The 22,345-nt window shown below is 69.2% G+C and carries 17 protein-coding genes; 5 read left to right on the top strand and 12 right to left on the bottom strand.

Annotation, left to right across the window (positions count from 1 at the left end):
* The first annotated feature begins 611 nt into the window (after positions 1-611).
* A complete protein-coding gene (locus tag NLI01S_RS19900; protein WP_067606830.1) occupies positions 612-1,358 on the top strand; it encodes a hypothetical protein in 747 nt (248 codons plus the stop codon).
* A gap of 82 nt (positions 1,359-1,440) precedes the next feature.
* On the opposite strand, the gene NLI01S_RS19895 is transcribed toward NLI01S_RS19900, so the two are convergent.
* From NLI01S_RS19895 to NLI01S_RS19875, 5 genes are all read right to left on the bottom strand, one after another.
* Positions 1,441-2,577 (bottom strand): PQQ-dependent sugar dehydrogenase, encoded by a 1,137-nt coding sequence (locus NLI01S_RS19895; RefSeq protein ID WP_067606828.1) that lies wholly within the window; start codon positions 2,575-2,577, stop codon positions 1,441-1,443.
* A 34-nt stretch (positions 2,578-2,611) separates the two neighbouring features.
* The gene (locus NLI01S_RS19890) at positions 2,612-3,763 is read right to left on the bottom strand and encodes an FUSC family protein (protein ID WP_067606826.1); all 1,152 of its coding nucleotides are present in this window, start codon (positions 3,761-3,763) and stop codon (positions 2,612-2,614) included.
* A gap of 153 nt (positions 3,764-3,916) precedes the next feature.
* Positions 3,917-4,510, bottom strand: a complete 594-nt coding sequence (locus NLI01S_RS19885) for an O-methyltransferase (RefSeq protein ID WP_067606824.1) — start codon at positions 4,508-4,510, stop codon at positions 3,917-3,919.
* 248 nt (positions 4,511-4,758) lie between these two features.
* Positions 4,759-5,463 (bottom strand): Crp/Fnr family transcriptional regulator, encoded by a 705-nt coding sequence (locus tag NLI01S_RS19880; RefSeq protein ID WP_067606822.1) that lies wholly within the window; start codon positions 5,461-5,463, stop codon positions 4,759-4,761.
* Between the two features lie 122 nt (positions 5,464-5,585).
* Entirely contained in the window at positions 5,586-6,968 is a 1,383-nt protein-coding gene (locus NLI01S_RS19875; protein WP_223809312.1) for an MFS transporter, read from the bottom strand.
* A 360-nt stretch (positions 6,969-7,328) separates the two neighbouring features.
* Between NLI01S_RS19875 and NLI01S_RS19870 the strand changes: the two genes are divergently transcribed.
* Positions 7,329-8,708 carry a hypothetical protein gene (locus NLI01S_RS19870; RefSeq protein WP_223809311.1) on the top strand — a complete coding sequence of 460 codons (1,380 nt, stop codon included), beginning with the start codon at positions 7,329-7,331 and terminating at the stop codon, positions 8,706-8,708.
* Positions 8,709-8,979: 271 nt separating this feature from the next.
* Here the strand turns inward: NLI01S_RS19870 and NLI01S_RS19865 are convergent, their stop codons facing one another.
* Genes NLI01S_RS19865 through NLI01S_RS19845 form a run of 5 tightly spaced genes read right to left on the bottom strand, consistent with a single transcriptional unit; the run spans position 8,980 to position 16,427 of the window.
* Positions 8,980-10,164, bottom strand: coding sequence for a VWA domain-containing protein (locus NLI01S_RS19865; protein ID WP_067606821.1), 1,185 nt, complete (start codon positions 10,162-10,164; stop codon positions 8,980-8,982).
* Positions 10,161-12,497, bottom strand: coding sequence for a DUF5682 family protein (locus NLI01S_RS19860; RefSeq protein WP_067606820.1), 2,337 nt, complete (start codon positions 12,495-12,497; stop codon positions 10,161-10,163). The genes NLI01S_RS19865 and NLI01S_RS19860 overlap by 4 nt, the downstream gene beginning before the upstream one ends.
* Positions 12,497-13,606 carry an ATP-binding protein gene (locus NLI01S_RS19855; RefSeq protein WP_067606818.1) on the bottom strand — a complete coding sequence of 370 codons (1,110 nt, stop codon included), beginning with the start codon at positions 13,604-13,606 and terminating at the stop codon, positions 12,497-12,499. The genes NLI01S_RS19860 and NLI01S_RS19855 overlap by 1 nt, the downstream gene beginning before the upstream one ends.
* Positions 13,603-15,177, bottom strand: coding sequence for a DUF5691 domain-containing protein (locus NLI01S_RS19850; protein ID WP_223809310.1), 1,575 nt, complete (start codon positions 15,175-15,177; stop codon positions 13,603-13,605). The genes NLI01S_RS19855 and NLI01S_RS19850 overlap by 4 nt, the downstream gene beginning before the upstream one ends.
* Positions 15,174-16,427 (bottom strand): SWIM zinc finger family protein, encoded by a 1,254-nt coding sequence (locus tag NLI01S_RS19845; RefSeq protein ID WP_067606834.1) that lies wholly within the window; start codon positions 16,425-16,427, stop codon positions 15,174-15,176. The genes NLI01S_RS19850 and NLI01S_RS19845 overlap by 4 nt, the downstream gene beginning before the upstream one ends.
* Positions 16,428-16,891: 464 nt before the next feature.
* On the opposite strand from NLI01S_RS19845, the gene NLI01S_RS19840 reads away from it, so the two are divergent.
* Complete coding sequence (locus NLI01S_RS19840) at positions 16,892-18,274, top strand: cytochrome P450 (protein WP_067606816.1); 1,383 nt, start codon at positions 16,892-16,894, stop codon at positions 18,272-18,274.
* Positions 18,275-18,308: 34 nt separating this feature from the next.
* Here the strand turns inward: NLI01S_RS19840 and NLI01S_RS19835 are convergent, their stop codons facing one another.
* Positions 18,309-19,286: a TIGR03557 family F420-dependent LLM class oxidoreductase gene (locus tag NLI01S_RS19835; RefSeq protein ID WP_067606814.1), complete on the bottom strand. Its 978-nt coding sequence runs from the start codon at positions 19,284-19,286 to the stop codon at positions 18,309-18,311.
* 156 nt (positions 19,287-19,442) lie between these two features.
* Here NLI01S_RS19835 and NLI01S_RS19830 point away from each other — a divergent pair, with 156 nt between their 5' ends.
* On the top strand, positions 19,443-20,297 hold the full coding sequence (locus NLI01S_RS19830) for an SDR family oxidoreductase (RefSeq protein WP_067606812.1): 855 nt from the start codon (positions 19,443-19,445) through the stop codon (positions 20,295-20,297).
* 81 nt (positions 20,298-20,378) lie between these two features.
* Here NLI01S_RS19830 and NLI01S_RS19825 read toward each other — a convergent pair whose 3' ends face one another.
* Positions 20,379-20,795, bottom strand: a complete 417-nt coding sequence (locus NLI01S_RS19825; RefSeq protein ID WP_067606811.1) for a ChaB family protein — start codon at positions 20,793-20,795, stop codon at positions 20,379-20,381.
* 336 nt (positions 20,796-21,131) lie between these two features.
* Here NLI01S_RS19825 and NLI01S_RS19820 point away from each other — a divergent pair, with 336 nt between their 5' ends.
* Positions 21,132-22,004, top strand: coding sequence for an alpha/beta hydrolase family protein (locus NLI01S_RS19820; RefSeq protein ID WP_157091083.1), 873 nt, complete (start codon positions 21,132-21,134; stop codon positions 22,002-22,004).
* Positions 22,005-22,345: the final 341 nt, after the last annotated feature.

Genomic DNA, 22,345 nt, shown 5'->3' with positions numbered 1-22,345 from the left:
CACCGAAGACGCGCACGGCTTCGGTTGGGCTCATACCGTCGTTGATCGCGCCTCTTCACCCGCATCCGCAGTGCTTCCTGCTGGGCGGGCGCGAGCTTGCGCATGTCCACACGCAGGTCATCGTCATCGCTCATGTACCTGTAACACCCCAGGAACCAACAGATTCCGGCTCGATAAGGTCCGACACCTCGTTCACCAAGCCTCAGTCAGAACGTCTGGAGGTACAAGGCCACCGGCAAGGACATAGGTCATCGAAGCAGGCCGCACCCGAAATCAGAAGAAGTGCCCTTAGTGAACGAATGCGAGAATTAGCAAGGCAAGGAGCACATACCACAAAGACGAATCAGGGTGGCGAGCAGTCACCGCTTTCGAAGGACCACCGAGGTTCCGAGAAGGACGGCCCTGGCCTCGGACCGTGACCGTCCCGGCCTCATGGCGACGAACCCGGAAACATCTGGCCCCTGAAACCGGTCAGCCCGAAACCCTCTCCAGGGCGGGGTTCCCATGTCAGACCTGTACCATCTGTGGCGGATTCTCCTCCCGTCCGCGTGCCCCCACCCCTTCGGAGAACGCCGTGTGACGGGGTCACCCCAGACACGGAAACGGACGGCATGGACGCTGACGAGACCCAGGTCATGACAAGGACCGCCGAGTTCACCACCACCCAGGGTTGGGAGACCGAGGTCCGGGGACGTGTGGCCGCCGCGGTCGACCGGCTCGCCGGCCCCCTCGCGGAGCTCGCCGAGCGCGACGCCAACGACGGTGACACCCGGCTGCTGGTCGCCGACTTCTTCGACGTCGGACTCAATTTCAGCAAGTACCGGGACATGACCACCGAGTACCGCACCAGCGGTGACTCCATCGATTACGCGATCGTGTTGGACGGTGCGCTCTTCGCCCCCGTCGAGGTGTGCCGGATCGGTCAGGAACTGGACCTGCGCAACATCCAGATGTCACGGCGGCTGGCCGTCGACAAGGGCGCGGAGTGGATCTACCTCACCAACGGCCGGGTCTGGCGGGTCTATCACATGCGCCCCACCCCCGACGGCGGCGCGCCCCAGCCGGTCACCGTCGTCGACGTGGACCTCCTGGACCCCGACGCCTACGACCGCAACGTCGACGGTCTGTTCCACATGACCCATGAGGCGGTGGAACACGGCCGCTTGGACGCACTGCGCCGTTGGCATGAGACCACCGAGCCCGGTCCGCTCGCGCGGACACTGCTCAGCGACGAGGTGGTCGCTGCCGTGCGCGCCCGACTGCGGGAGGAGGCCGAACACCCCGGGCACCTCGGTGAGGACGAAGAGATCCGCCGTGTCCTCACCGAGGAGGTCATCCCGCGCGGCCTGATCGGCTGACCGGTTCCGGCCCTCCTCGGACCGGGCCCTCCGCTCAGACCTGCCCCTGGTGGGACCGTGCCCCCGTCGTGGGGGCTTCGGGTCACTCCAGGGGTACGTTCACGACACGGTCGTCACCGTCTGCGGGCGAACCCCAGGCGTCGAGGTTGCTGGTGGTCAACCACAGCGCGTCGCCGTCGGGGTGGACCAGGACCGTGCGCAGTCGGCCAAACCCGTCGATGAAGTCGGCCTCCGGTTCACCGACCTCGCCTCCACCGGTCAGTGGGATCTCCCAGAGTCGCGCGCCACGCAGGGAGGCCACCCACAGGGAATCGCCGGCGATGGCCGCACCGCTGGGTGAGGCCTCGGCCGGCTCCCAGGTGAGCAGCGGGTCCGTGAACTCCCCTCCCCCGCCGGGCCCCTCGACGATCGGCCAGCCGTAGTTGCCGCCCGGTTCGATCAGGTTGACCTCGTCCAGGGTGTCCTGGCCGAACTCGGCGGCGTACAGGTTCTCCTCCTCGTCCCAGGCCAGGCCCTGCACGTTGCGGTGACCGTAGCTGAGGACGTGGTCGCCGAAGGGGTTGTCCAGGACCGGGTCGCCGGCGGTGGTCATCCGGAGGATCTTGCCACCGAGCGAGTCGGTGTCCTGGGCGTTGTCGGTCTCCTGAGCGTCACCGGTGGCCACGTACAAGTAGCCATCGGGCCCGAATGCGATCCGGCCGCCGTTGTGGGTGTTCGCCGCGGGGATGCCGTCCAGGATCACCTCGGTCTCGCCCAGGTTCCCGGACTCCTCGTCGTAGGCGACCCGGGCGACACGGTTGTCCGAGGAGGTCGTGTAGTACAAGTAGGCGTAGGACTCGTCGGGGAACCCGGGGTCGATCGCCAGCCCCAGGAGCCCACCCTCGCCGCCGTGCGCCACCCCGTCGATGGTTCCGGCTTCGGTCACGTCGCCGTCCGGGGTCAGGTGGGCGACGACCGCGGAGTGCCGTTGGGCCACGAGCCCCGAACCATCGGGGAGGAAGTCGATACCCCAGGGGACGTCGAGGTTCGTGGCCAAGTCCCTGGGTTCACCGAGGTCGAGGGCTCCGGCCCCGTTCGAGCCCGTCGTCTCACCCTCTTGGTCCCTCATGTTCCGGGCTTCCCCGTTGGCGCAGGAGGTGACGAGAAGGACGGTGCTCAGGAGGGCGATGGTGTTGGTCCTCGCTCTTCGGGATCCGATGGGCGTGGATGTGCGATCCATGCCGCAACCCTGCCCATCGGGCGCACGAGTACGCTCACCGATCGTCGGACCGCTCGGCGTTCTCGTAACCTTGGTCCACTTCCTCAAGAAGGCGCTCGACGTCGGTGAGCAGAGCACTGTACACCGGCCACTGCTCATCACCCCACTCCCGACGCACACGTTCGCGGACCCTGTCCAACTCGCGCAGGGCGTCGTCGACCATCGCGCACAGGTCGTCGGAGGCGGTGCTGCGCTCGGGTTCCTCCTGATCATGCACGACCCTGAAGATCTCCGAGGCCCGCTCCAGCAACGGAGCGAGTTCCCGTAGGAACGCGTCGTCGGGGGCGGAGAACCGAGAGCCCGAACGTGTGGTGCTGCGCAGCGCGCGCACCAGGGACTGCACGTGCTGCGCGGCTCGGCTCAGGGCCTGAACCCAGTCACGGTAGATGTCGAACTGCGCGGGCGACGGTTCCTCACGTGACAGGAGCCGCCGTGGGTTGAACCACAACCGGTCTTCCTGCCGACGGATCGACTCCTGGGCATTGCGCACCGTCCCGTCGAACCCGTCCGCGGTCTCAGCCCAATAATCCGGGTCCAACCCCTCCTTGCCCTGGCTCAGCCCCTCAGCCATCTCACCGGTCAGGGAACGCAGGCTGTCGGAGAAAACCAGGACGGCGTTCTCGGCGTCACGGAAACGCACCGCCGGGGCCAAGACGATATTGGTCAGCAGGGCGCAACCCGCACCCACGCAAACCATCAGCAGGAGTGACCCCAGGTCCGAGAGGCTGGTGGCGGTTCCACCGGCCAGGGCGAAGGCCGCCACCACGGAGACCTGTGTTCCCTGTTCACCGAAGAACCGTGTCTGCCCGACGATGAGGGCCGCTAGGACGACCAAGGCGAACATCCACATGGTGGGGCCAACGGTGAGACCACTGATTCCGGCCATCAGGGCGCCAACGAACACCGCCGCGACGTATCGACCGGATTGGAGCGCCGACCCGTACACGCTGGGTCGGACGACCAAGAGCGCGGTGAAGGGGGCGAAACCGATCTGGGTGGACGCGCCCATCAGGTGTCCCACCACGTAGGCGAGGGTCGAGGCGATCGCGCACTTAAAGATGAGGACGAAGGTCTCACGCTCGAATCCACGTCTGCGCCGGGCCCGGTCGATCCTCCGCCACAGTTGTTCCCAACCGCCCTTGGCCATTCCACTCCTCCTAGGGTCACAGTTCGTGTGGTGGCCACTACTACCCGAGGAAGGGGCGGGTCGAACCCTTCAATGACGGGCCCGGGTGGCTCACGGTCCGGCCCGGGGCCGCAGCAGGGAAACCGTTCGGAAGCCGGCCCAGAGGGAATCGGGTCAGCGACGGACCATGACGAGGACCCCGCAGGACCAGCCGAGCAACGGTAGCCGCTCCCACCCCGCTCGGGACTCCAGGTCCTTGATCAGGGCCTCCACCGCCAGACAGTGGTCCTCGGGAAGGGAGGTGTTCCGCGGCTGCCGGGCCAGGTCGTCCACCACGTAGAAACCACCCGGGTCCACCAGGGACAGGGCTTCGTCCAGGTGGGTGAACTTCCCCGGCCAGGTGTCGGCGAAGACCATGTCGTATCCGGGTCCGTCGTCGGTGGCACGGTCGGCCAGCCACTCGCCGCCGTCGGCCTCGAAGAGGGTCACACGAGGATCCAGGGTGTGGTGTCGGCGGGCCACGCCCAAGCATTCGGGATCGTTGTCGAGGGTGTCCAACCGGGCGTGTTCGTCCATTCCGGCGAGCAGCCACGCGGTTCCCGCGCCCATTCCGGTGCCCAGTTCGAGGAGGCGACCGCCGGGTTTGGCCGCGGCCAGGGCCCGTAGGAGCTGGCCGACCGCCTCTTCACAGGACATGCCGAACCCGAGGCTCTCGGCGTCGGTCTCGATGGCGTCCAGGGTGAGGGGCCGTTGCTGCGTCTCTGTCACGGGACACTCCCTGATCGGTGCGGCCGGGACACCAGGCTAAGCCCGAGCGCCGCGTCGATCCAGGAAGGGGAAGGGGGGACCGCCGGAATGGTTCCGTCCTCACCACTCCGGCGGCCGGAACCGCTCTTCTCCACCGGGGAGGGGCGCCGGAGGACTGGGCGCTGGGTGGAGCGAGGGTCGGGGCATGGTGCCCGAACACCATTGTGTCGCTTTCAGGACCACCGGACCACCGATCAGTCCGCAATCCCTCACGCGTTCTCGTAGATCCCGTTCAACCGCTCCATGTCCACGATGACGACGTTGCGATATCCGGACACCAGTAGCCCCTCCGACCGGAAGCGGCGGATGGCGTTGCCGACCGCGTCGGTGCGTGCGCCGATGAGCTTGCCGAGGTCGGTGTGGGAGAGGCGGACACCCAGATCGATCCCGTTCGGGGTCGGAGTGCCATGGCGGTCGGCCAGTTCGACGAGCACCCGGGCCAGACGCGCCTCCACCTCGTAACCGATGAACTCGGCACGGTGGCGATCGGCCCACTCCAACCGTTCGGCCATCATCGTGATCAGTGCGCGCCAGGCCTTGGGGTGTTCCTCCAGAAAGGCCTCGAACACCGGGTGGGGAAAGGTCCTGACCGACAGCGGGGAACACGAGGTGACCGTGGCGATCGGAGGGGTGCCGCGGAACATGCTGAGCTCGCCGACGAGGTCTCCGCGTACTCGGATACCGAGCATCGCCTCGGTGCCGTTGCGCATGACCGAGGTGACCTTCACACAGGCCGCGTCCCCGTTCCGTCCCTCCGGCGGCGGGCCGAGGAGCATGATCTGCTCGTCCTCGTCACCTTGGGAGATGAGCACCCGGTTGGCCTTCAGGTGGCGCGGTGGTGCCAGTGACAGGAGCCGTTCGGCGGCGGGACCCCCGATCCTGGACATGAAGGTGCCCGTCGGCCAATCGGTCATGCGTCCTCCCCCTCGCTCCCCCTTCATCATGCCCAGGAGACCACCGAATCGCGCGAATCAGCACGGGGCCGACCGACCCGACGGACCGGTGCCGGGGCCCGGAACCCCCGGGCCCCGGACCATCACCGTCGAGCCGGTTCGCGTGCCCTCGGGTTCCGGGTCAGGACGACCACGGCGACCGACACCACCGCGACGAGCGCGGTGAGCAACAGCGCCACCAGGTGCAGGGCTTCGGTGAAGTCCGGACCCGCCAACCGGCCACCGGTCAGTACCGCGAAGAGAGCGCCGACCACGGCGATGGAGATCGTCTCCAGGCTCAGCCGAGTCGCGTTGAAGACACCCGAGGCCGTACCGACGCGTTCGGGTGGGACGGTGGCCAGGCCCAACCCGTCGATCATCCCGCCGGTGAGCCCGACACCCGATCCCACCAGCAGGAACGGCAGCATGACCGACCACACGGACGCGTCGGAGTCCAGGGTGGTGAAGCCGAGGACCCCCGTCCCCAAGAGCAACAGGGCACCGACCACCGCGGCGACGTGCGGCAGCCGATTGACCAGCTCCGCGCCGAGTGTGGGCAGCAGCAGGGTCGGCACGGTCAGGAACAGCATCCACAGGCCCGCCGTGCCGGCCCCCAACCCGACCACGTTGATCAGGTACGACGGTAGGTACACGAGCAAGGGCACCAACACCGACATGAACGTGGCCGCGGCCAGGGCGTAGGCGACGAAACGACGGTTGGCCAGCAGGGAGACGTCCACGAGGGGCTCCGATCGGCGACGTTCCACCAGCACGAAGACCACCGCGGTGACGGCCGCCAAGGCGATGAGCCCCACCAGGACACCGGCCCCCCTCGTGGGCCCCTCCACCAGCCCACCGATCAGGAACAACAGCGCGACGGTGAACAGGGCTCCGCCCCACCGGTCGACGGAACGGCCATCGCCGCGCATCGCCGGGATTCGCGACGCCGACAGCAGGGCCAGGCCGGCGACCGTAGCGGGGCCGGCGAAGGCGAACCGCCAGCCCAGTGCCTCCACCAGCAGGCCCGCGGCCGCGGGACCGAAGGCCGTGCCGGCGCCCAGGACGGTGCCGAGCAGACCGAAGGCCCGGGCCCGGGCGGGCCCCTCGAAGGTCAGGGCCAGCATCGACCCACCGCCCGCGACGGCCGCGGCGGCGCCGACCCCGCCCAGCGCGCGCAACGCGACCAGGGCCTCGATACCGGGTGCGAACAGGCAGAGCAGGCCGCTGGCCAGGAACAGGCCGACCCCGAACACGTAGACGCGTTTACGGCCGACCGCGTCCGCGATCGAACCGGCGCACACGAGGAACGCGGCGAAACACGCGTTGTAGGCGTTGACGACCCACTGCGCCGAGGTGAGGCCGACTCCCAGCTCCGTTTGGATGTCGGGCAGCGCGACCGATGCCCCGGTCAGGGACAACGGCAGGGTCAGGGTGGACAGTAGAACGGTGACGAGCACGAGGGTGCCGCCACCCGAAGGTGATTTCACGAGTGCCTTCCGGCGTGGTGAGTAGGGCGCCGGGCAGCCCGAGAGACCGCACCGGCGAGGACGCTGATGCGGCGGTCGGAGACTACAGAGGTCTGGCCGCCGCTAGAGGGCGGCCTGCTCTTCCGTGAGCGGCATGGACACCAGTCAACCGTTTTCGAGGCCGTCCGGCCAAGGGATTTTCCGGTGGGGGTCCGAAGTCGGCACGGAGAAGGCACGGAAACGGTCCTCACACGAGCGTCGTAGGCTTCCCCACGACCCCCAGCAGACGAGGTTCGTATGTGTTTCCTCCGGCGACGACGGCGATCCCGGCATGGTCCAGGGACTTCCGCGGCACCCGAGCCCTCAGCCCCCGGGCCGTTGATGGGCGAGCTTCCCGCGCACTACGACCACGTGGTGCGTATCGGGATCGAGATCGAACCTCGGGACGAGCCGGCCTTCCTCGCGACGGTGGGTGGACGTCCCTGGCAGACGCAACACCGGGGCGAGGGCCGGTACGACGTGCGTGTCGCGGTCTCCGGTGTGGCACTGGGCGCCACGCGAGCAGCCGTGGCCGAGTTCCAGCACTCGCTGGCCAAGGCCGGGACGGAGGTCCGGGTCACCTTCGCGGCCCGGCTGCGCCCCCACCAGCCCCCGGCGCACCGGTACCTGGTACTGCCGCGCGGCCGAATGCCCGGGTGGGAGTGGCTCGCCGCACTCGTTCGTGGCCTGAGGGCCTGGCGTTCCAGGGGGACCATCCAGGCGTCCTCGCTCACCGAGGCGAGGTCGATGCTGGTCGACTTCACTGACCGCAACCCCGAGGTCGGCCCACCCGATGGCCTCATGGTGGTCGGCCCACCGGACCCGCCCGGCGCCACGTCCCCCATGGGGAACGGGAAGGATTCGGCAGTGAAGGACCCGCTGGACGACTGGCGCTTCCTCCCGGCCGTGACCCTCATGACCATGGCCGTGGGAGGGGCGGCGCTCTTCGGCCTGTACGTTTCCGCGTGGCGACCGGAGGGGGACCTGTTCCCGATCGTCATCGCCTCGCTGCTCGCCCTGCCCTGTGGGTTCGGGGTGTGGCAGATGTTCCGCCACATACCGGAGGGGCGGATCAACACCTGGCTCCCGCTGGGACTGACCTCACTCGGCGCGCCCTTGGCGATCGCCCTGAGCACCTCCAATCAGGACGCCTACCTGGCGGCGTTCGGGGCCTCACCCGGGGACGTGGTGACCAGCGGTCCGGGACGGCTCTTCGCCCTGGCCGGTTTCCTGCCGGTACTGATCGCTCTCCTCGTCTCTTTGGGGGCTTTCGGTCTCCTCCGTTACTTCCACATCGGTACCCCCGGAGCATCGTTCCTCCCACGGCTGTTGACGATCCTCGCGGTCTGTCTGTACGGGCTCGCCACCGTGTACGTACTCCTCACCACCATGAAGGGACCTTTGGAACAGGGCGCCCAGGTCGGTTCCGACCACGTCGCCCACTACCGCTCGGAGGGTGGCGCGCCACGTGGCCACGTGGGAGTCACCCCGTCCGTGGTGTGCGTGGAACCGGGTGGTGATCCGGTCCAACGGATCGGGCCACCGCTGACCACCGACCGGCCGGTGCTGTACTTCGACGGAGCGAACAACGTCGATCTCCTGTGGGACCGCGAACACGGCCTCACCAAGGTGCCCCGTTTCTCGGTGAGCCTGACCCCCGTGCCCGATCTGAACTCCGTCTGCCCCGAACCGGAGTCCACGGAACCGGGGGCCGCCGATTGAGGGGCTCGTGGTCCGGTGGTCGTCCGTCCCGGGAGGCGGCACCGCCCGGAAGACGGAGGTTCTCCGCGGGTCTTGACGTTCTCTCGTAAGCAGAGTCTCCGGCGTGCTGAAACTCTGGTGTCGGACCCACCGGCACCGCCGAATCGACCACTCCGACCCGGCGACGAGTGGGGTCGCGCCGCCGTCCCCCGGGCGGCGCGGCCCCGCTCCCGAACCGCGCAGAGAGCACGGTGGAGGCCGCCGGGCGCGGCCTCCACCCCCGTCCGGGAACCTATTCGTCGAGGTGTTTGTCGACCCAGGCGTCCAAGGGCTGGTCCTGGATGGCGGCGGCCATCAGCTCGGGGAACACGTCCGGGGTACAGGCGAACGCCGGTACGCCCAGTTCGGCCAGGGCGGCGGCGTTGTGTCGGTCGTAGAACGGCGCGCCCTCGTCCGAGAGGGCCAGCAGCACCACGACCTGGACCCCGGCGGCCTTCATCGCCGCGACCCGCTTGAGCATCTCCGCGCGAACGCCCCCTTCGTAGAGGTCGCTGATGAGCACGAAGATCGAGTCGGTGGGACGGTCGATCAGTCCCTGGCTGTAGGCGATGGCCTTGTTGATGTTGGTACCGCCGCCGAGCTGGGTGCCGAACAGGACCTCGACGGGGTCGGTGAGTTGTTCGGTGAGATCCACGACGGCGGTGTCGAACACGACCAAGGACGTCTTCAGGGTGCTCATGGAAGCCAGAACGGCACCGAAGACGCTGGCGTAGACGACGGAGGGCGCCATCGAACCGCTCTGGTCGATGGCCAGCACCACGTCCTTCTGGACTCCCTGACTGCGACGCCCGTGGCCGATGAGGGTCTGCGGGATCACCGTGTTGTACTCGGGCAGGTAGTGCGCGAGGTTGCGGCGGATGGTGGCGTTCCAGTCGATGTCGGCCACGCGCCGGGGCCGGTGGGTCTTGGTGGAACGGTCGATCGCGCCCTTGATCTCGGAACGGGTCTTCTGCGCGACCCGCTTCTCCAGGTCCTCGACGACCTTGCGCACGATCTCGCGGGCGGTCTCGCGCGCCTCCGCGGGCATCACCCGGTTGAGGGAGAGCAGTGTCCCGACCAGGTGCACGTCGGGTTCCACCGCCTCCATCATCTCCGGCTCCAGCAACATCTGCTGTAGCCCGAGCCGCTCCATGGCGTCGGTCTGCATGACACGGACGACGGAGGAGGGGAAGTACTCGCGGATGTCGCCCAGCCAGCGGGCCACTCGTGGCGCGGAACCGCTGAGGTCGGCGCCTCGGCCACCGGATCCGCCGACACCACCCCTGGAGGAACGGCCGGAGCGGTTGTACAGGGCGGCCAGGGCGGAGTCCATCGCCTGATCGCCGCCGGACAGGGTGGCGCAGTTGGACTCCTGTCCCAGGACCAGCCGCCAGCGGCGGGCCCGTTCGGTGGTTCCGGCCTCGGTCGTGGCGTTCACGCACCGCTCCTTTCGAGTAGTCCCAGTACCGCGGCCACTGCCGGAGCCGCCCGGTTCGCGTCGATCGGCCGCCGTTCACGACCGTCGGTGACCCCGCCGCCGTCGATCCTGGTCACCGCCGAACCGATCTCCTGACGCTCGGCGCCGTCGAAGGCCCCGAAGGTGCGACGGAGAAGGGGCAGGATCGCGGTGAAACGCTCCTCGGGCAGGGCCAGCAGCCAGGTGTCGATCATGCCGAGCAGCTCTTCGTCGTGGACCAGGATCAGCCCGCTGCCCTGGAGGAATCCCTCCAACCAGGCGACCGCGTGGGCGGGTTCGGTGCCCGGCGACATCACCAGACCGAGTCTGCGGCGAAGCTCGAGGGCGTCGACCCGTCCATTGTCGGACAGGATTCGGTTCACCCGACCGGCGATCCGGCCGGGTACGTCGTCCCGAACGGCGAGGGCGGCGAGGGTGTCCAGCCAGGCCGGCAGGTCGTCGTCGAGCAGGTTGGCGGCGTTGTGGGTACGGTCCAGCGCCTTGACGAAACGGGCCGCGGCGTCGTCGTCGAGCCCGCGAACGGCCGGCGCCAGCCCGGCCCGGACCCTGGCCAGGATCTGCTGGGCGACCGTGCGCAGGTGGCCGCTGTCGGTTCCGCGCACGTCGCCGTACCGGGTGGAACGGGCCAACGGTGGCAGAGCGGACATCAGGTGGGTGATGTCGCTGTCGGTGGCCGCCCTGTCGGTGAGCGTGGCCAGCACGGCCGGCAACGCCTCGCCCAGTTCGGCGAACAGGCACTGTTCGGTGAGCGCGGTGAGGGTGGGCAGTTCGGCGTCGGCCGCGATCTCCACCACCCGGGTGCAGGACGCGGACTCCACGGTGGTCCCGTACGGGGCCGCCTCGATCAACGCCACGTCCATCTCGGGTTCCCAGCGCAGTCGCCAGCTCTCCCGGAACGTGCCGCGTTGACCGCCGTCGGGCGTGCGCGGCACGCCCCATTCGACGCCGAGGAGTCTGAGCCGGTGCAGCAGCACGCTGCGTTCGCGCTGGCCGTCCTTGCGCAGGTCGAGGTCGATGTCTCGGTCGAAGGCCTCGGCCTTGAGGCGGAGCCGTTTCCGCGCGGCCATGAGGTCGCGCTGCAACGGCACCATGGGGGTCTCCGGTGGCACGGAACCGAGTCGTTCGCCGATCGCCATCCGTCCGTGCACGAGGGCGGCGCGCGTCTGCTCGCCCTCGCAGAGGACGGCGGTGGTCGCCTCGGCGACCTCGTCGAGTCCGGCGAGCGGTCGTCCGCGCAGGATGGCCAGGCTCTCGGCCAGCCGCACCCCCTCGATCACGTGCGAGGAGGACACCTGCTGCCCTTCTTCGCGCAGTATGCGAGCGGCCGCGGTGAGCCACCGGTGCACCGGACGATCCGTGACGGTGAACAGGTGGTGGTACCAACCCGGGGCCCTCACCCCGGCGCCGTAACCGCTGGCGGTGGCGAGTCGTCCATGGGTCCAGGGCACCCAGGTGGCGGTGGTCTTCACCTTGGGCAGCCCCTTGAGCAGGGCGGTGTCGTCCTTGATCGAGTAGTCGCCCAGGTCGCGCAGGGCCGGGGCGTGCCAGGCACCACAGACCACCGCGATCCGCTCGTACCCCTGTTTGAGAGCGCCGCGCAGGGTCTGGCGCATGTACGCCTCCCGGCGCGCGTCCCGCCCGGTCTCGGGTCCGGACTCGGCGCGTACGGCGGCCATGGCGTCTGCGATCGCGGGGAAGGGCGAGGGCTCACCGTCGGCGCGCTGCTCCACGACGTCGTCCCACCAGCGTTCGGCGTCGTCGTAGCCGGCGGCCTCGGCGAGCACCCCCAGCGGGTCCAACCGCACCCGTGGTTCCTCCGCCCGTTCCGGAGCCTGGGCGGGCTCGGTGTCCCGCGCCGGTTCCGGGATCTGGTCGGCTCCCTCGTTCTCGGCCTTCTCCCGCCGTTCCTCGGCCTCCTCGGCGCGGGCGACGCGTTCGGCGATGGTGTGGGCCGCGGGCAGGTCACAGAACCGCACCGGTACGTCGTTGTCGTGGGCATGGCGCAGGGCGGCCCACTCCGGGGAGAAGCTCGCGAACGGCCAGAAGCCCCAGCCCTCACGTGATCGAACCGAACCGGCCTTGGGGGTGTCGGCCAGGTGCACCAGCAACGCCACGGGTGGTTCGAGTCCACCGACCAGGGAGGTGATGGAGTCGGCCTCGGGCGGTCCTTCGATCAGCACCAGGTCGGGCTCGAGCTCGTCCAGGGCGGCCCGCACGGCCCGGGCCGAACCCGGACCGTGGTGGCGGACACCCAGGACACTCACCTTGGAGGTGTCCACTCGGGGTCGTCCCATCAGGCGCCCACCTCGCGGCAGGCCTGGTAGAAGTCGTTCCAGCCCTCGCGCTCACGGGCGACGGTCTCCAGGTACTCGCGCCACACGACCCCGTCGGCGACGCGGTCCTGCACGACGGCGCCCTGGATGCCGGCGGCCACGTCGGCGGGCCGCAGCTCACCGTCACCGAAGTGCGCGGCCAGGGCGATCCCGTTGGTGATCACCGAGATCGCCTCGGCGGTGCTGAGGGTGCCGCTGGGCGACTTGACCTTGGTGGTGTTGTCCTCGGTGACCCCCGAACGCAGTTCCCGGAAGACCGTCACCACGCGCTGGATCTCGGTGAGGCCGGCGGGCACCTCCGGCAGTTCGAGCGAGCGGCCGAGCTGCTCCACCCGCTGGGTGACGATGCGGACCTCGTCCTCCGCGCTGTCCGGCACGGGCAGCACCACGGTGTTGAACCGACGGCGCAGCGCGCTGGACAGGTCGTTGACGCCGCGGTCGCGGTCGTTGGCCGTGGCGATGATGTTGAAGCCGCGCCGGGCCTGGACCTCGACGCCGAGTTCGGCCACGGGCAGGGCCTTCTCCGAAAGGACGGTGATGAGACCGTCCTGCACGTCGGAGGGCATACGGGTGAGTTCCTCGATGCGACCGATCGATCCCCGGGACATCGCGTTCATGATGGGGCTGGGCACGAGCGCCGCCTCGGAGGGCCCTTCCGCGAGCAGACGGGCGTAGTTCCACCCGTACCGGACGGCCTCCTCTGAGGTGCCGGCGGTGCCCTGGACCAGCAGGGTGGAATCACCGGCGATCGCGGCGGCCAGGTGCTCCGACAGCCAGGTCTTGGCGGTCCCGGGCACGCCGATGAGGAGCAGGGCGCGGTCGGTGGCCAGGGTCGCCACCGCGATCTCGACGACCCGACGGGAACCGATGTACTTCGGGGTGATCTCGGTGCCGTCGTCGAGGGTGGTGCCCAGCAGGTACCGCGTGACGGCCCACGGGGACAGCTGCCAGCCCGGAGGGCGCTGACGGTCGTCGACCTTGGCCAGAGCCTCCAGCTCAGCGGCGTAGGTCTGCTCGGCGTGGGGGCGCAGCGCGCTCGCGGAGTCGGTGCTGAGTGCGGTGGTGGTCACGAAAGCTCCTTGTGCATGTCGAGGCGGAATCGGAGGGTGTCGCGGAGGCGGAGGTGCTCGTGCGCCTCCTCCTCGTTGGGCGAGTTCTCCGGAAGCAGGTCCAGGTGTTCGGGTGGCATGTACTCGGCGGCGATCACGCAGAGCCGTTGGTGGGCGTGCGTGTCAGTGGGGCTACGACGATCGGTCGATCGGCTCAGGACCTCGACGACGTCGGCCGACAGTTCCCGGGTCCACGGGGTGGCGAGGGCGGTCAGGACCTGGCACAGGGTGATCTTGCCCTTGGTCCGCCCGATGACCGCGCGGATCCGTTCGCACCGTTCGTCCACCGGCAGCGGAGCGAGCAACTGTCGGATCCGCTGTCGTTGTAGATCATGGACCGACCCACCGACCATTCGGGGCAATCCGATGGTCGGGTGGTCGAGCACCGCTCGTGCCCAGGTGGCGTCCCCGCGCAGGCCCACCGCGTCGATGATCGCCTCCCGCAGAAGGTCGTCCTCGCCGACTCGGGTGAGGACCCCGCCCGGAGTGGTGTCGAGGAGTTCGGTCCACACGTCCAGTGGTGTGTGCGTGATGAGGACCTGGTGACGCTCGCGGTGTTCGTCCTGGGGTCGTGGGTCCTTGGCGCGCGCCCTGGTCTTGGCGGCGACCAGGGCGAGGTCGCGCAGGAGTTCCGGGTCGTCGGGGTCGACGTTCTCCAGGTGGACGGGGTTCGGGGCGTCCGGGACCACCCGCAGCCGACGACGCAGGTACCCGCGCAACCTGTGGGCGTGCGCGCCCTCGGGAAGCCCCACCAGGAGGGACAGCGCACGTCCTCGGACACTGGCGTTGCCGTCGTCCAGGGCCTGGTCCAGCAGTGGTTCGTCCTCGGGGCCCAGCGTGGGTTCGAGGGTCTCCAGGAGGTCGCGCCGCGCCTCGCCACGACTCTCGTTCGGCCATGCCTTCCGGATCAGGTCACGACCGGCGGCGGGGTCCTGGGCACGGAGGGCACGAAGCGCACGGCGGCGTCGCTCCGGGGTGCCCTGTTCCCAGGCCTCTCGGTCGAAGGCGTCACCGGGCATCGGCTCCGCGGTGATGAAGGACCACGGCTTGTTGAAACCGGCCAGCCAGACACCGCGCGTTCCCACGGCGGCGGCCACGGCGGGCCGTAGTCCGCGGTCGCGGGCCGCCCGGTCGAGCAGGTCGGGGATCCGGGTGCGGGGCACGCACCGACCGGAACGGACAAGCAGGTCGAGCCACTCGGCCAGCAGTTCGGGACGGCCGGCGAGGATGACGTCGAGACGGTGTGCCTGGGCCTCGCCGATCTCGGGGAGCGGATCGGAGGGGTCCGGGTCGATGGGGGTGGCGGTGTGCGCGACGTACCCCGCCTTGGCGCGGACCGTCTCGACGACGGCGAGGTCGAGCAGCGCGGCGGCGTTCTCGGAGCGTTCGGGCAGACCGGGCGGGGTGGGCACGGTACGTCGTGCGGTGCCGACCAGGGCGGTGGAGACCAGCCGCCCCCAGTCCGTACCGGTGTTTCCGCGGGGCTCGGAGGCGTCCGCCTCGTGTTCGGGGGTCGAGGGTTCCTGGTTCACAGGGCGAGGGCCCTTCCTTCGTCGTCCCACAACGTCATGGGGGCCAGTCCGGCCTTGGGCGACCATTCGGCGGCCAGGGTGGTGGGCCGTCCTCCGGTCGCGGCGAGGACCGCCCAGAGGGTTCCGGTCTCCAAGGGCAGCGCGGCGCCGTTCCGGTCGGCCACGTACCAGCCGTTGCCCGTGCGGGCCGCAACGGCGTGGTCCAACACCACGGGCCATTCCTCCAGCCACGGGTCGTCGGCCAGGGCCCCCGCGTACGAGTCCAGGGCCTGGTCGATACCGCCGCCCCCCGGTGGGGTACAGGCCCGTTCGGTCATCCGGTCGGTCCGCACCGCCCGTCGCCCGTCCGGGTGGAAGGCGAGTTCGCCCTCGGCCTCGGTGCCGGACCGGAAGGGCGACTCCGGGGTCTGTCCCGTTCGCGCGTAGCTCAGGACCAGGGCCACACGCCCGGTGTCGGCCCCGCGCAGCCAGGTGCGACGGCTGCGCATGCCGTCCGGGGTGAGCCCGTCGTTGTGGCCCAAGACCCGCCAGGTGTCGTGGACGCGCTCACCGGAGCCGAGGACGTCCTCGGAACGGGTGCTGATACCGACTCGTGCGCGCAGCACCGCGCGGGTGCGTTCGTCGACCTCTTCCCTGGCCAGGTAGCCGTCGACCAGCAGGTGGAGCATGCCCAGGCGTTCCAGGAGACGGTCCGGCCAGTGATCGCCGCCGCCCCGTTGTGGCAGTTGGGTGACCAGGGAAGCGGCACCGGAGGCCTTGGCGTCCACCAGGCGTTTGGCCATGCGGTCCCAGTGCTCGTAGCCCAGACGCGGCACCTCGGCCAGACCGGCGTCGACCTGGTCGTGCAACCAGACCCGCAGCTCTTCGAGCCCCACCGCGACCGTGTCCTCCCTGGCCTTGAGGGTGGCGGCGGCCTTCTTCGGATCGACGGGTGCGACTGCGGCCCCGCCGGCGGCGCGCTCGGCTCGGCTCTGTCGCCCGGAGAGCCACTTGGCGACCCACTCGGGCCGTTCCTCCGCCGGTTCCACCGAACCCTGACTCCACAGGGCCAGCAACGCGAGGACGTGCTTGCAGGGGATCTTTCGACTGGGGCAACTGCACTTGTAGGCGGGACCCTTGTCCCCGTCCAGGTGCGCGGCGGCCAGGTACGGCTTGGACCCACTGCCCTTGCACTCACCCCACACCGCCGAGGTCGCTCCACCGTCGGCGGCGATCACGCCGCTCGCGGGCCAGGACCCGGGCTTGGCCACCTTGAGAGCGGCCTTGTGGGATGAGGCGTCCGGTGCCAGCGCCCAGACTTCGTCGGTACTCCATCGATCGCTCACACAGGAAACATTAGTGATCACCACTGACAATCCAGGGGGCTTCGGGACGACTCCGACCTCGCTCCGACGACCGTGGCACCGGAGCGTTCCGGCCCCCTCCGCTCCCCGGAACACTCCCCGAAGGAGGGGACGAATAGGGCTAAATCACCGGAAACACCAAGGCGAATACCTATTGCCCTTTCTCTCACCGAAAGCCACAAATGAATACGACGCTGTTGTGAGGACGCCGAGGCCGAACCTAGAATGCGACGACCGCGGTGGCCCATCCCCGACCACCGGTCCCCCGTTTCCGAACCTCTCCCCTTCCCATCACCACGGCAGTGCCACGACTTCTCGAAGGGAGGGAAGGGGGACCGTGAACCCTCATTCCCGGTCGCCCGTACACCCTGATGACCACGATCCGACCCGATGGAGAACGCGGGATATCCACCCTCGCCCAAGGACATTCGGCCGAAGCCACACCCCTGTACGGAACGACTCCGCCCGGTGGGCGCGACGGCCTGTGGCGCAGGCTCCGCGAACGGCACGGGCCCATCGCTCCGGTGGAGCTGGAACCGGGAGCCAAGGCCTGGATCCTGCTCGACTACCACGAGAACCTCACCGTGCTCCAGCAACCACACCTGTTCTCCCGGGACACCCGTCGCTGGCGGGAGGTGGTCGAGGGCCGGATCGACCTCGCCAGGACCCTCCCGATGATGTCCTGGCTGCCCAACGCGCTCTTCGCGGACGGCGAGGAACACCACCGCCTACGTGCTCCGATCATGGACGGTGTCGGCGGGATCGACATGTCCGCCATGGCCGGAACCGTGCGCGGCATCGCCGACGGACTGGTCGATTCCTTCGTCATCCGTGGCGAGGCCGACCTGATCGAGGAGTTCGCCGCCACCCTGCCGGTCCTGGTCCTCAATCGGCTCTTCGGTCTGCCCGACGGTTACGGGCACATGCTCGGAGACCTGACCACGACCGTGTTCGGTGAGGACGCCGGCCGCGCCGAGGAGGCGGTCGAGCGCATGCAGCAGTACTTCGCCGGGCTGGTCGCCCGCAAGGCCGAGCACCCGGGGCCCGACCTGGTCACCCGGATACTCGAACACCGGTCGGGACTCAGTCCGAGCGAGGTCGCCTACACGGCCGCCCTCATCGTCAGCGCCGGCCACATGCCCACCACCCACCTCATCGGCAACACCATGCGCACGCTGCTCACCGACGAGCGCATGCACGAGGCCCACACCGATGCGCGTCTGTCCACCCACGACCTCCTGGACCACGTGATGTGGACGGACACGCCCTTCCAGGTCCTGGCCGGGCGGATCGCCCTACAGGACATGCGGATCGGTGACGCGCGCATTCGCTCCGGGGACGCCCTCTTCATCGGTATCGACGCCGCGCACCGCGATCCGAGCGTGCGGGGCGGCCACCCCGACCCCGACACCGGGTTGGCCAGCGGACGCCGCGCCCACCTGGTGTTCGGAGCCGGGCCGCACAGTTGCCCCGCCCGCTCACTGGGGCGATTGGTGGCCTCCATCGGGGTGAACGTCCTCCAGGAACGGCTCGGCGGCCTGCGGTTGGCCGTGCCACCGGAAGAACTGCGCGTGGTGAACTCCCCGTTCCTGCGCGGGCTGTGTCGGCTGCCCGTCTCCTTCACCCCCGGACGACCGAGCGAACCTCCTGCCGCCCGGCCCCGACCGATGGAACAGGTTCCGGCCCCGGCAGAGGAGGAGGAACCCCCGGAGGACCTGCTCGGCCGCCTGCTTCGCTGGTGGCGCGGATTGTGATCGCACGGCCCGGGTCGTCCGGGTGGAGGCCCCCTCAGACGCCGACGGGTGTCCGCGTCATGCCCCGGATCGGCCCGGCCAGCTCGTTCTCGAAGAACTCGAAGAAGCCCTCGGGGTCGGGCCCGGCGTTGATCAGGGCCAGGTGATCGAACCCGGCGGACACGAAGGAACGGGCCACCTCCAGGTGACGTTCCGGATCCGGGCCGTACCCGAACACGTCCGCCATGGCCTCCCGGCTGATCAGGGAGGTCGCCGCCTCGAAGTTCACCGGGTTGGGCAGCTCGGACTGGACCTTCCAACCGGTGAGCGCGAAGCGGAACAGCTCACGGGCCGATTCCAGCGCGGAACCGTCGTCGGCGGCCCAGGCCAAGGGGACCTCCCCGAAGCAGGGGCCGTCGCCGCCCTGGCCCCGGTAGGTCTCGGTGAGCGCCACTTTGGGTTCGGTCCCGAAGAGTCCGTCCCCGTACCGGGCCGCCAGGCGTGCCGACCTCGACCCCGACGCGGCCACGATCACCCGTGGTGGTCGTTCGGGCAGGTCGAACACCCGGGCGTCCTCCAGGGTCAGGTGTTCTCCCTTGTAGGAGTGGTAGCCGCCGGACCACAACAGCCGCATGATCTCGATGGATTCGCGGAGCATCTCGTGGCGGGTGGTGACGTCGGGCCACCCCTTGCCCACCACGTGTTCGTTGAGACGCTCCCCCGATCCCACCCCCAGGGTGAAACGCCCATCGGAGAGCAGTGCGGTGGTCGCGGCCGCCTGCGCGACGATCGCCGGATGGACCCTGATGAACGGGCAGGTCACACCTGTGACGATCTCGATCCGCTCGGTCCGCTCGGCGATCGCGGCCAGCATGGACCACACGAACCCGGAATGTCCGTGGCTGAACAACCACGGATGGAAGTGGTCGCTGATCTCGACGAAGTCGAATCCGGCGCGTTCGGCGCGCACCGCCTGTTCGACGATTTCCCGAGGTCCGTATCCCTCGGCGAAGAGCTTGTAACCGACTCGCATGAGAACCCCCTCGCCCAGTGCCCTGACCGGCTCGGTCGCAACGGAAACACCACCGATCGGAAAAAACACCCTCCGGTCCGGGACCACACCCCCCGACCCCATGTGTGGCCGGGCCACCGGTCGGGCAGGGCGGCCGGTGGGAGAGGGGAGAACACCATGAACCACGAACAACCGCCCGCTCAGAACCAGCCGTACCCGGGCCGGACCGAACCCATGGATCCTCGTCCGCGTGACGAGATGCGCGGCTACGAGGGTCGTGGTCTCCTACGTGACCGCCGCGCCCTGATCACGGGAGGCGACTCCGGTATCGGGCGTGCCGTGACGGTGGCCTTCGCCAAGGAGGGCGCCGACTCCGTCTTCGGTTATCTGAGCGAGGACGCCGAGGCCCAGAACACGGCCGACCTGGTACAGGCGGAGGGTCGTAGGGCCGTGGGGGTCCGAGGCGACCTGGCCGACGAGTCGCACTGTGGTCACCTGGTGCGCAGGGCCGTCGACGAACTCGGTGGGATCGACATCCTGGTGGAGCACGCAGCCACCCAGACCCCGGTCGATGATTTCACCGACCTGACCACCGAGCAGCTGCGTCGAACCTTCGACGTCAACGTGATGGGGGTGTTCTGGACCATCAGGGAGGCCCTCCCGCACATGTCCGACGGGGGCTCGATCATCATCACCGGCTCGATCAACGGCCTGCGGGGCAACGACTCCCTGATCGACTACGCGTCGAGCAAGTCGGCCGTGATGAACCTGGCGCTGTCCCTGTCCAAGGTGTTGATGGACCGGGGGATCCGGGTGAACTGTGTGGCCCCGGGCCCGGTGTGGACCCCGCTGATCCCCGCCACCCTGGGTGAACGCGGCACCGAGGGGTTCGGAAAGCAGGATCCGATGGGGCGGGCCGCCGACCCGGACGAGATCGCGCCCTCGTACGTGTTCTTCGCCAGTGAACGGCTCTCGTCCTTCTACACGGGCGAGACGCTCACCCCCACCGGGGGCGAGATCCAGGGCAGCTGAGGCGAGAACGAGCAAGAGAGGGAGACGCACCTTCCGGTGCGTCGCCCTCGTGTGTTCGGGCCCTCGTGCGAGGCCCGATGTTCAGCTGGAACGCCGCGAGCCCGAGGTCCTACGGTTGTTCTCCTTCTGTAGGGCCTTGACCAGATCGTCCTTGCGCATCCGGGACCGCCCGGAGATACCCAACTGGCGGGCACGCTGGTAGAGGTGCTCCTTGCTGGCGTTGGCGTCGACACCACCGGCCGTGGACCGGTCCGAGCCGGAACGCCGCCCCGCCGAGGGGTTCTTCGCCTGCGCGTCCGAGGGTCCCTTGCCCTGCTTCGGCTCCCAACGGTCACCGACCTTCTCGAACTTGTGCTTGACCGCGGCGAAGGCGACCCGATGGGCGCGTTCGCCCTCCCCGTACTCCTGGACCGCGCTGTCGTGCGCCTCGATCCACGTGCGCTGTGCCTTCTCCGGCGATCGGCGCAGAGTGTCCGGTAGTTCGTCGACTCCTGGCACCGTCCTCACCCCCTGGGCTTCGGTTCCTTACGGGCCGCCCTGCCCGACGCCACGCCAAGGGAAACACCGACAACCCTCTCGAACTGGGAACACACGGACGCTGGTGATTCGACGGATGCGCGTTCACACAATCGACCGCATAGTGAACCCACATCCCGAGAACCAGTAAGGGAAAGGCGATTCCCTCACCTTTGTCCTTTCCTCGGGAAACCCCCGATCCGCGATGACCGAAAGGCCGCGGATTCCCGCTGCACGAGAAAGGGAAATCACGTGCTGACCGAAAATCCCCCGTCCCCCGAAGGGCGTACTCGACCCAGAACGCGGGCCCGCTCCTGGATGTCCGGACTCGCCGCGAAATCCGCCCTCGTCTTCGGGTTGTCGCTGATCGGCGCCGGCGCCACCGTCAGCCCGGCCCTGGCCGAGAGCCCGCACGAACGCGGCCCGGACCCCACCGAGTCCAGCGTCACCGCGCCCCGCGGGCACTTCGACACCGACACCACCTCCGTCTCCTCGCTGGTCAGCGGCTTCGGTGGGGGCACGATCTACTACCCGACCGACACCAGCGAGGGCACCTTCGGCGGTGTGGTGATCGCCCCCGGTTACACCGCCGGCGAGTCCTCCATGTCCTGGTACGGGCACCGCCTGGCCTCGCAGGGGTTCGTGGTGTTCACCATCGACACCAACACCCGCTTCGACCAGCCGAACAGTCGCGGCCGTCAGATCGAGGCCGCGCTCGACTACCTGGTCGAGGACAGCGACGTCAACGACACGGTGGATGGCGATCGACTGGCCGTCATGGGGCACTCCATGGGCGGCGGCGGAACGCTCGCCGCGGTGGACGACCGGCCCGAGGTTCGCGCGGCGATCCCGCTCACCCCCTGGCACACCAGCAAGAACTGGTCGAGCGTCGAGACGCCCACGCTGATCGTCGGCGCCGAGAACGACGTGACGGCCTCGGTCCGCTCGCACGCGATCCCGATGTACGAGAGCCTGCCGAGTTCTCTGGACCGCGCCTACCTGGAGCTGCGCGGCGCGAGTCACTTCGCGCCCAACGTCTCCAACACCACGATCGCCAAGTACAGCATCTCCTGGCTGAAGCGGTTCGTGGACGAGGACGAGCGGTATGAGCAGTTCCTGTGCCCGCCGCCCAGGACCGGGATCGGCACGGACTTCTCCGACTACCGGGACTCCTGCCCGCACGGCGGCTGACCCCCGCTTCCGAACATCCGATCCCGCACCACGGCGGCCCGGAGGGACTCTCCTCCGGGCCGCCGTTCGTCGTTCCCCGGATAGCCGGGTGACCGCTCGACCGTTCCCGCGTGGGGCCGGTCGTCGGCCGTTTTCGGGCAGCATGAAGTCGGTGGAGACGCCGGCGCCCCCGGTTCGATGGGATCACGATCCGTGGTGCGGGGCCACCGGCTCGAGCGCGGGCTGTGGACGACCCTCCAGACTCCCTGCTGAAGGGGTCCGGGGACGGCGATGGCCGCACACGCCGTCCAGCGTGTGCGGCCATCGGTACCGGATGCTGCCTCGTGGACCACAGGGGGTCA

The sequence above is a fragment of the Nocardiopsis listeri NBRC 13360 genome (assembly GCF_001570765.1).
Classification (GTDB): Bacteria; Actinomycetota; Actinomycetes; order Streptosporangiales; family Streptosporangiaceae; genus Nocardiopsis; species Nocardiopsis listeri.
The sequence above is the reverse complement of the archived record's forward strand: the minus strand, read 5'-3'. Positions and strand labels throughout refer to the sequence as shown.

What these genes read in the sequence shown, in the direction of transcription:
- NLI01S_RS19900 (WP_067606830.1), top strand. Translation starts at nt 612, where the DNA reads ATGGACGCTGACGAGACCCAGGTCATGACAAGGACCGCCGAGTTCACC.
- NLI01S_RS19895 (WP_067606828.1), bottom strand. Translation starts at nt 2,577, where the DNA reads ATGGATCGCACATCCACGCCCATCGGATCCCGAAGAGCGAGGACCAAC.
- NLI01S_RS19890 (WP_067606826.1), bottom strand. Translation starts at nt 3,763, where the DNA reads ATGGCCAAGGGCGGTTGGGAACAACTGTGGCGGAGGATCGACCGGGCC.
- NLI01S_RS19880 (WP_067606822.1), bottom strand. Translation starts at nt 5,463, where the DNA reads ATGACCGATTGGCCGACGGGCACCTTCATGTCCAGGATCGGGGGTCCC.
- NLI01S_RS19870 (WP_223809311.1), top strand. Translation starts at nt 7,329, where the DNA reads ATGGGCGAGCTTCCCGCGCACTACGACCACGTGGTGCGTATCGGGATC.
- NLI01S_RS19860 (WP_067606820.1), bottom strand. Translation starts at nt 12,497, where the DNA reads ATGGGACGACCCCGAGTGGACACCTCCAAGGTGAGTGTCCTGGGTGTC.
- NLI01S_RS19840 (WP_067606816.1), top strand. Translation starts at nt 16,892, where the DNA reads ATGACCACGATCCGACCCGATGGAGAACGCGGGATATCCACCCTCGCC.
- NLI01S_RS19835 (WP_067606814.1), bottom strand. Translation starts at nt 19,286, where the DNA reads ATGCGAGTCGGTTACAAGCTCTTCGCCGAGGGATACGGACCTCGGGAA.
- NLI01S_RS19830 (WP_067606812.1), top strand. Translation starts at nt 19,443, where the DNA reads ATGAACCACGAACAACCGCCCGCTCAGAACCAGCCGTACCCGGGCCGG.
- NLI01S_RS19820 (WP_157091083.1), top strand. Translation starts at nt 21,132, where the DNA reads ATGTCCGGACTCGCCGCGAAATCCGCCCTCGTCTTCGGGTTGTCGCTG.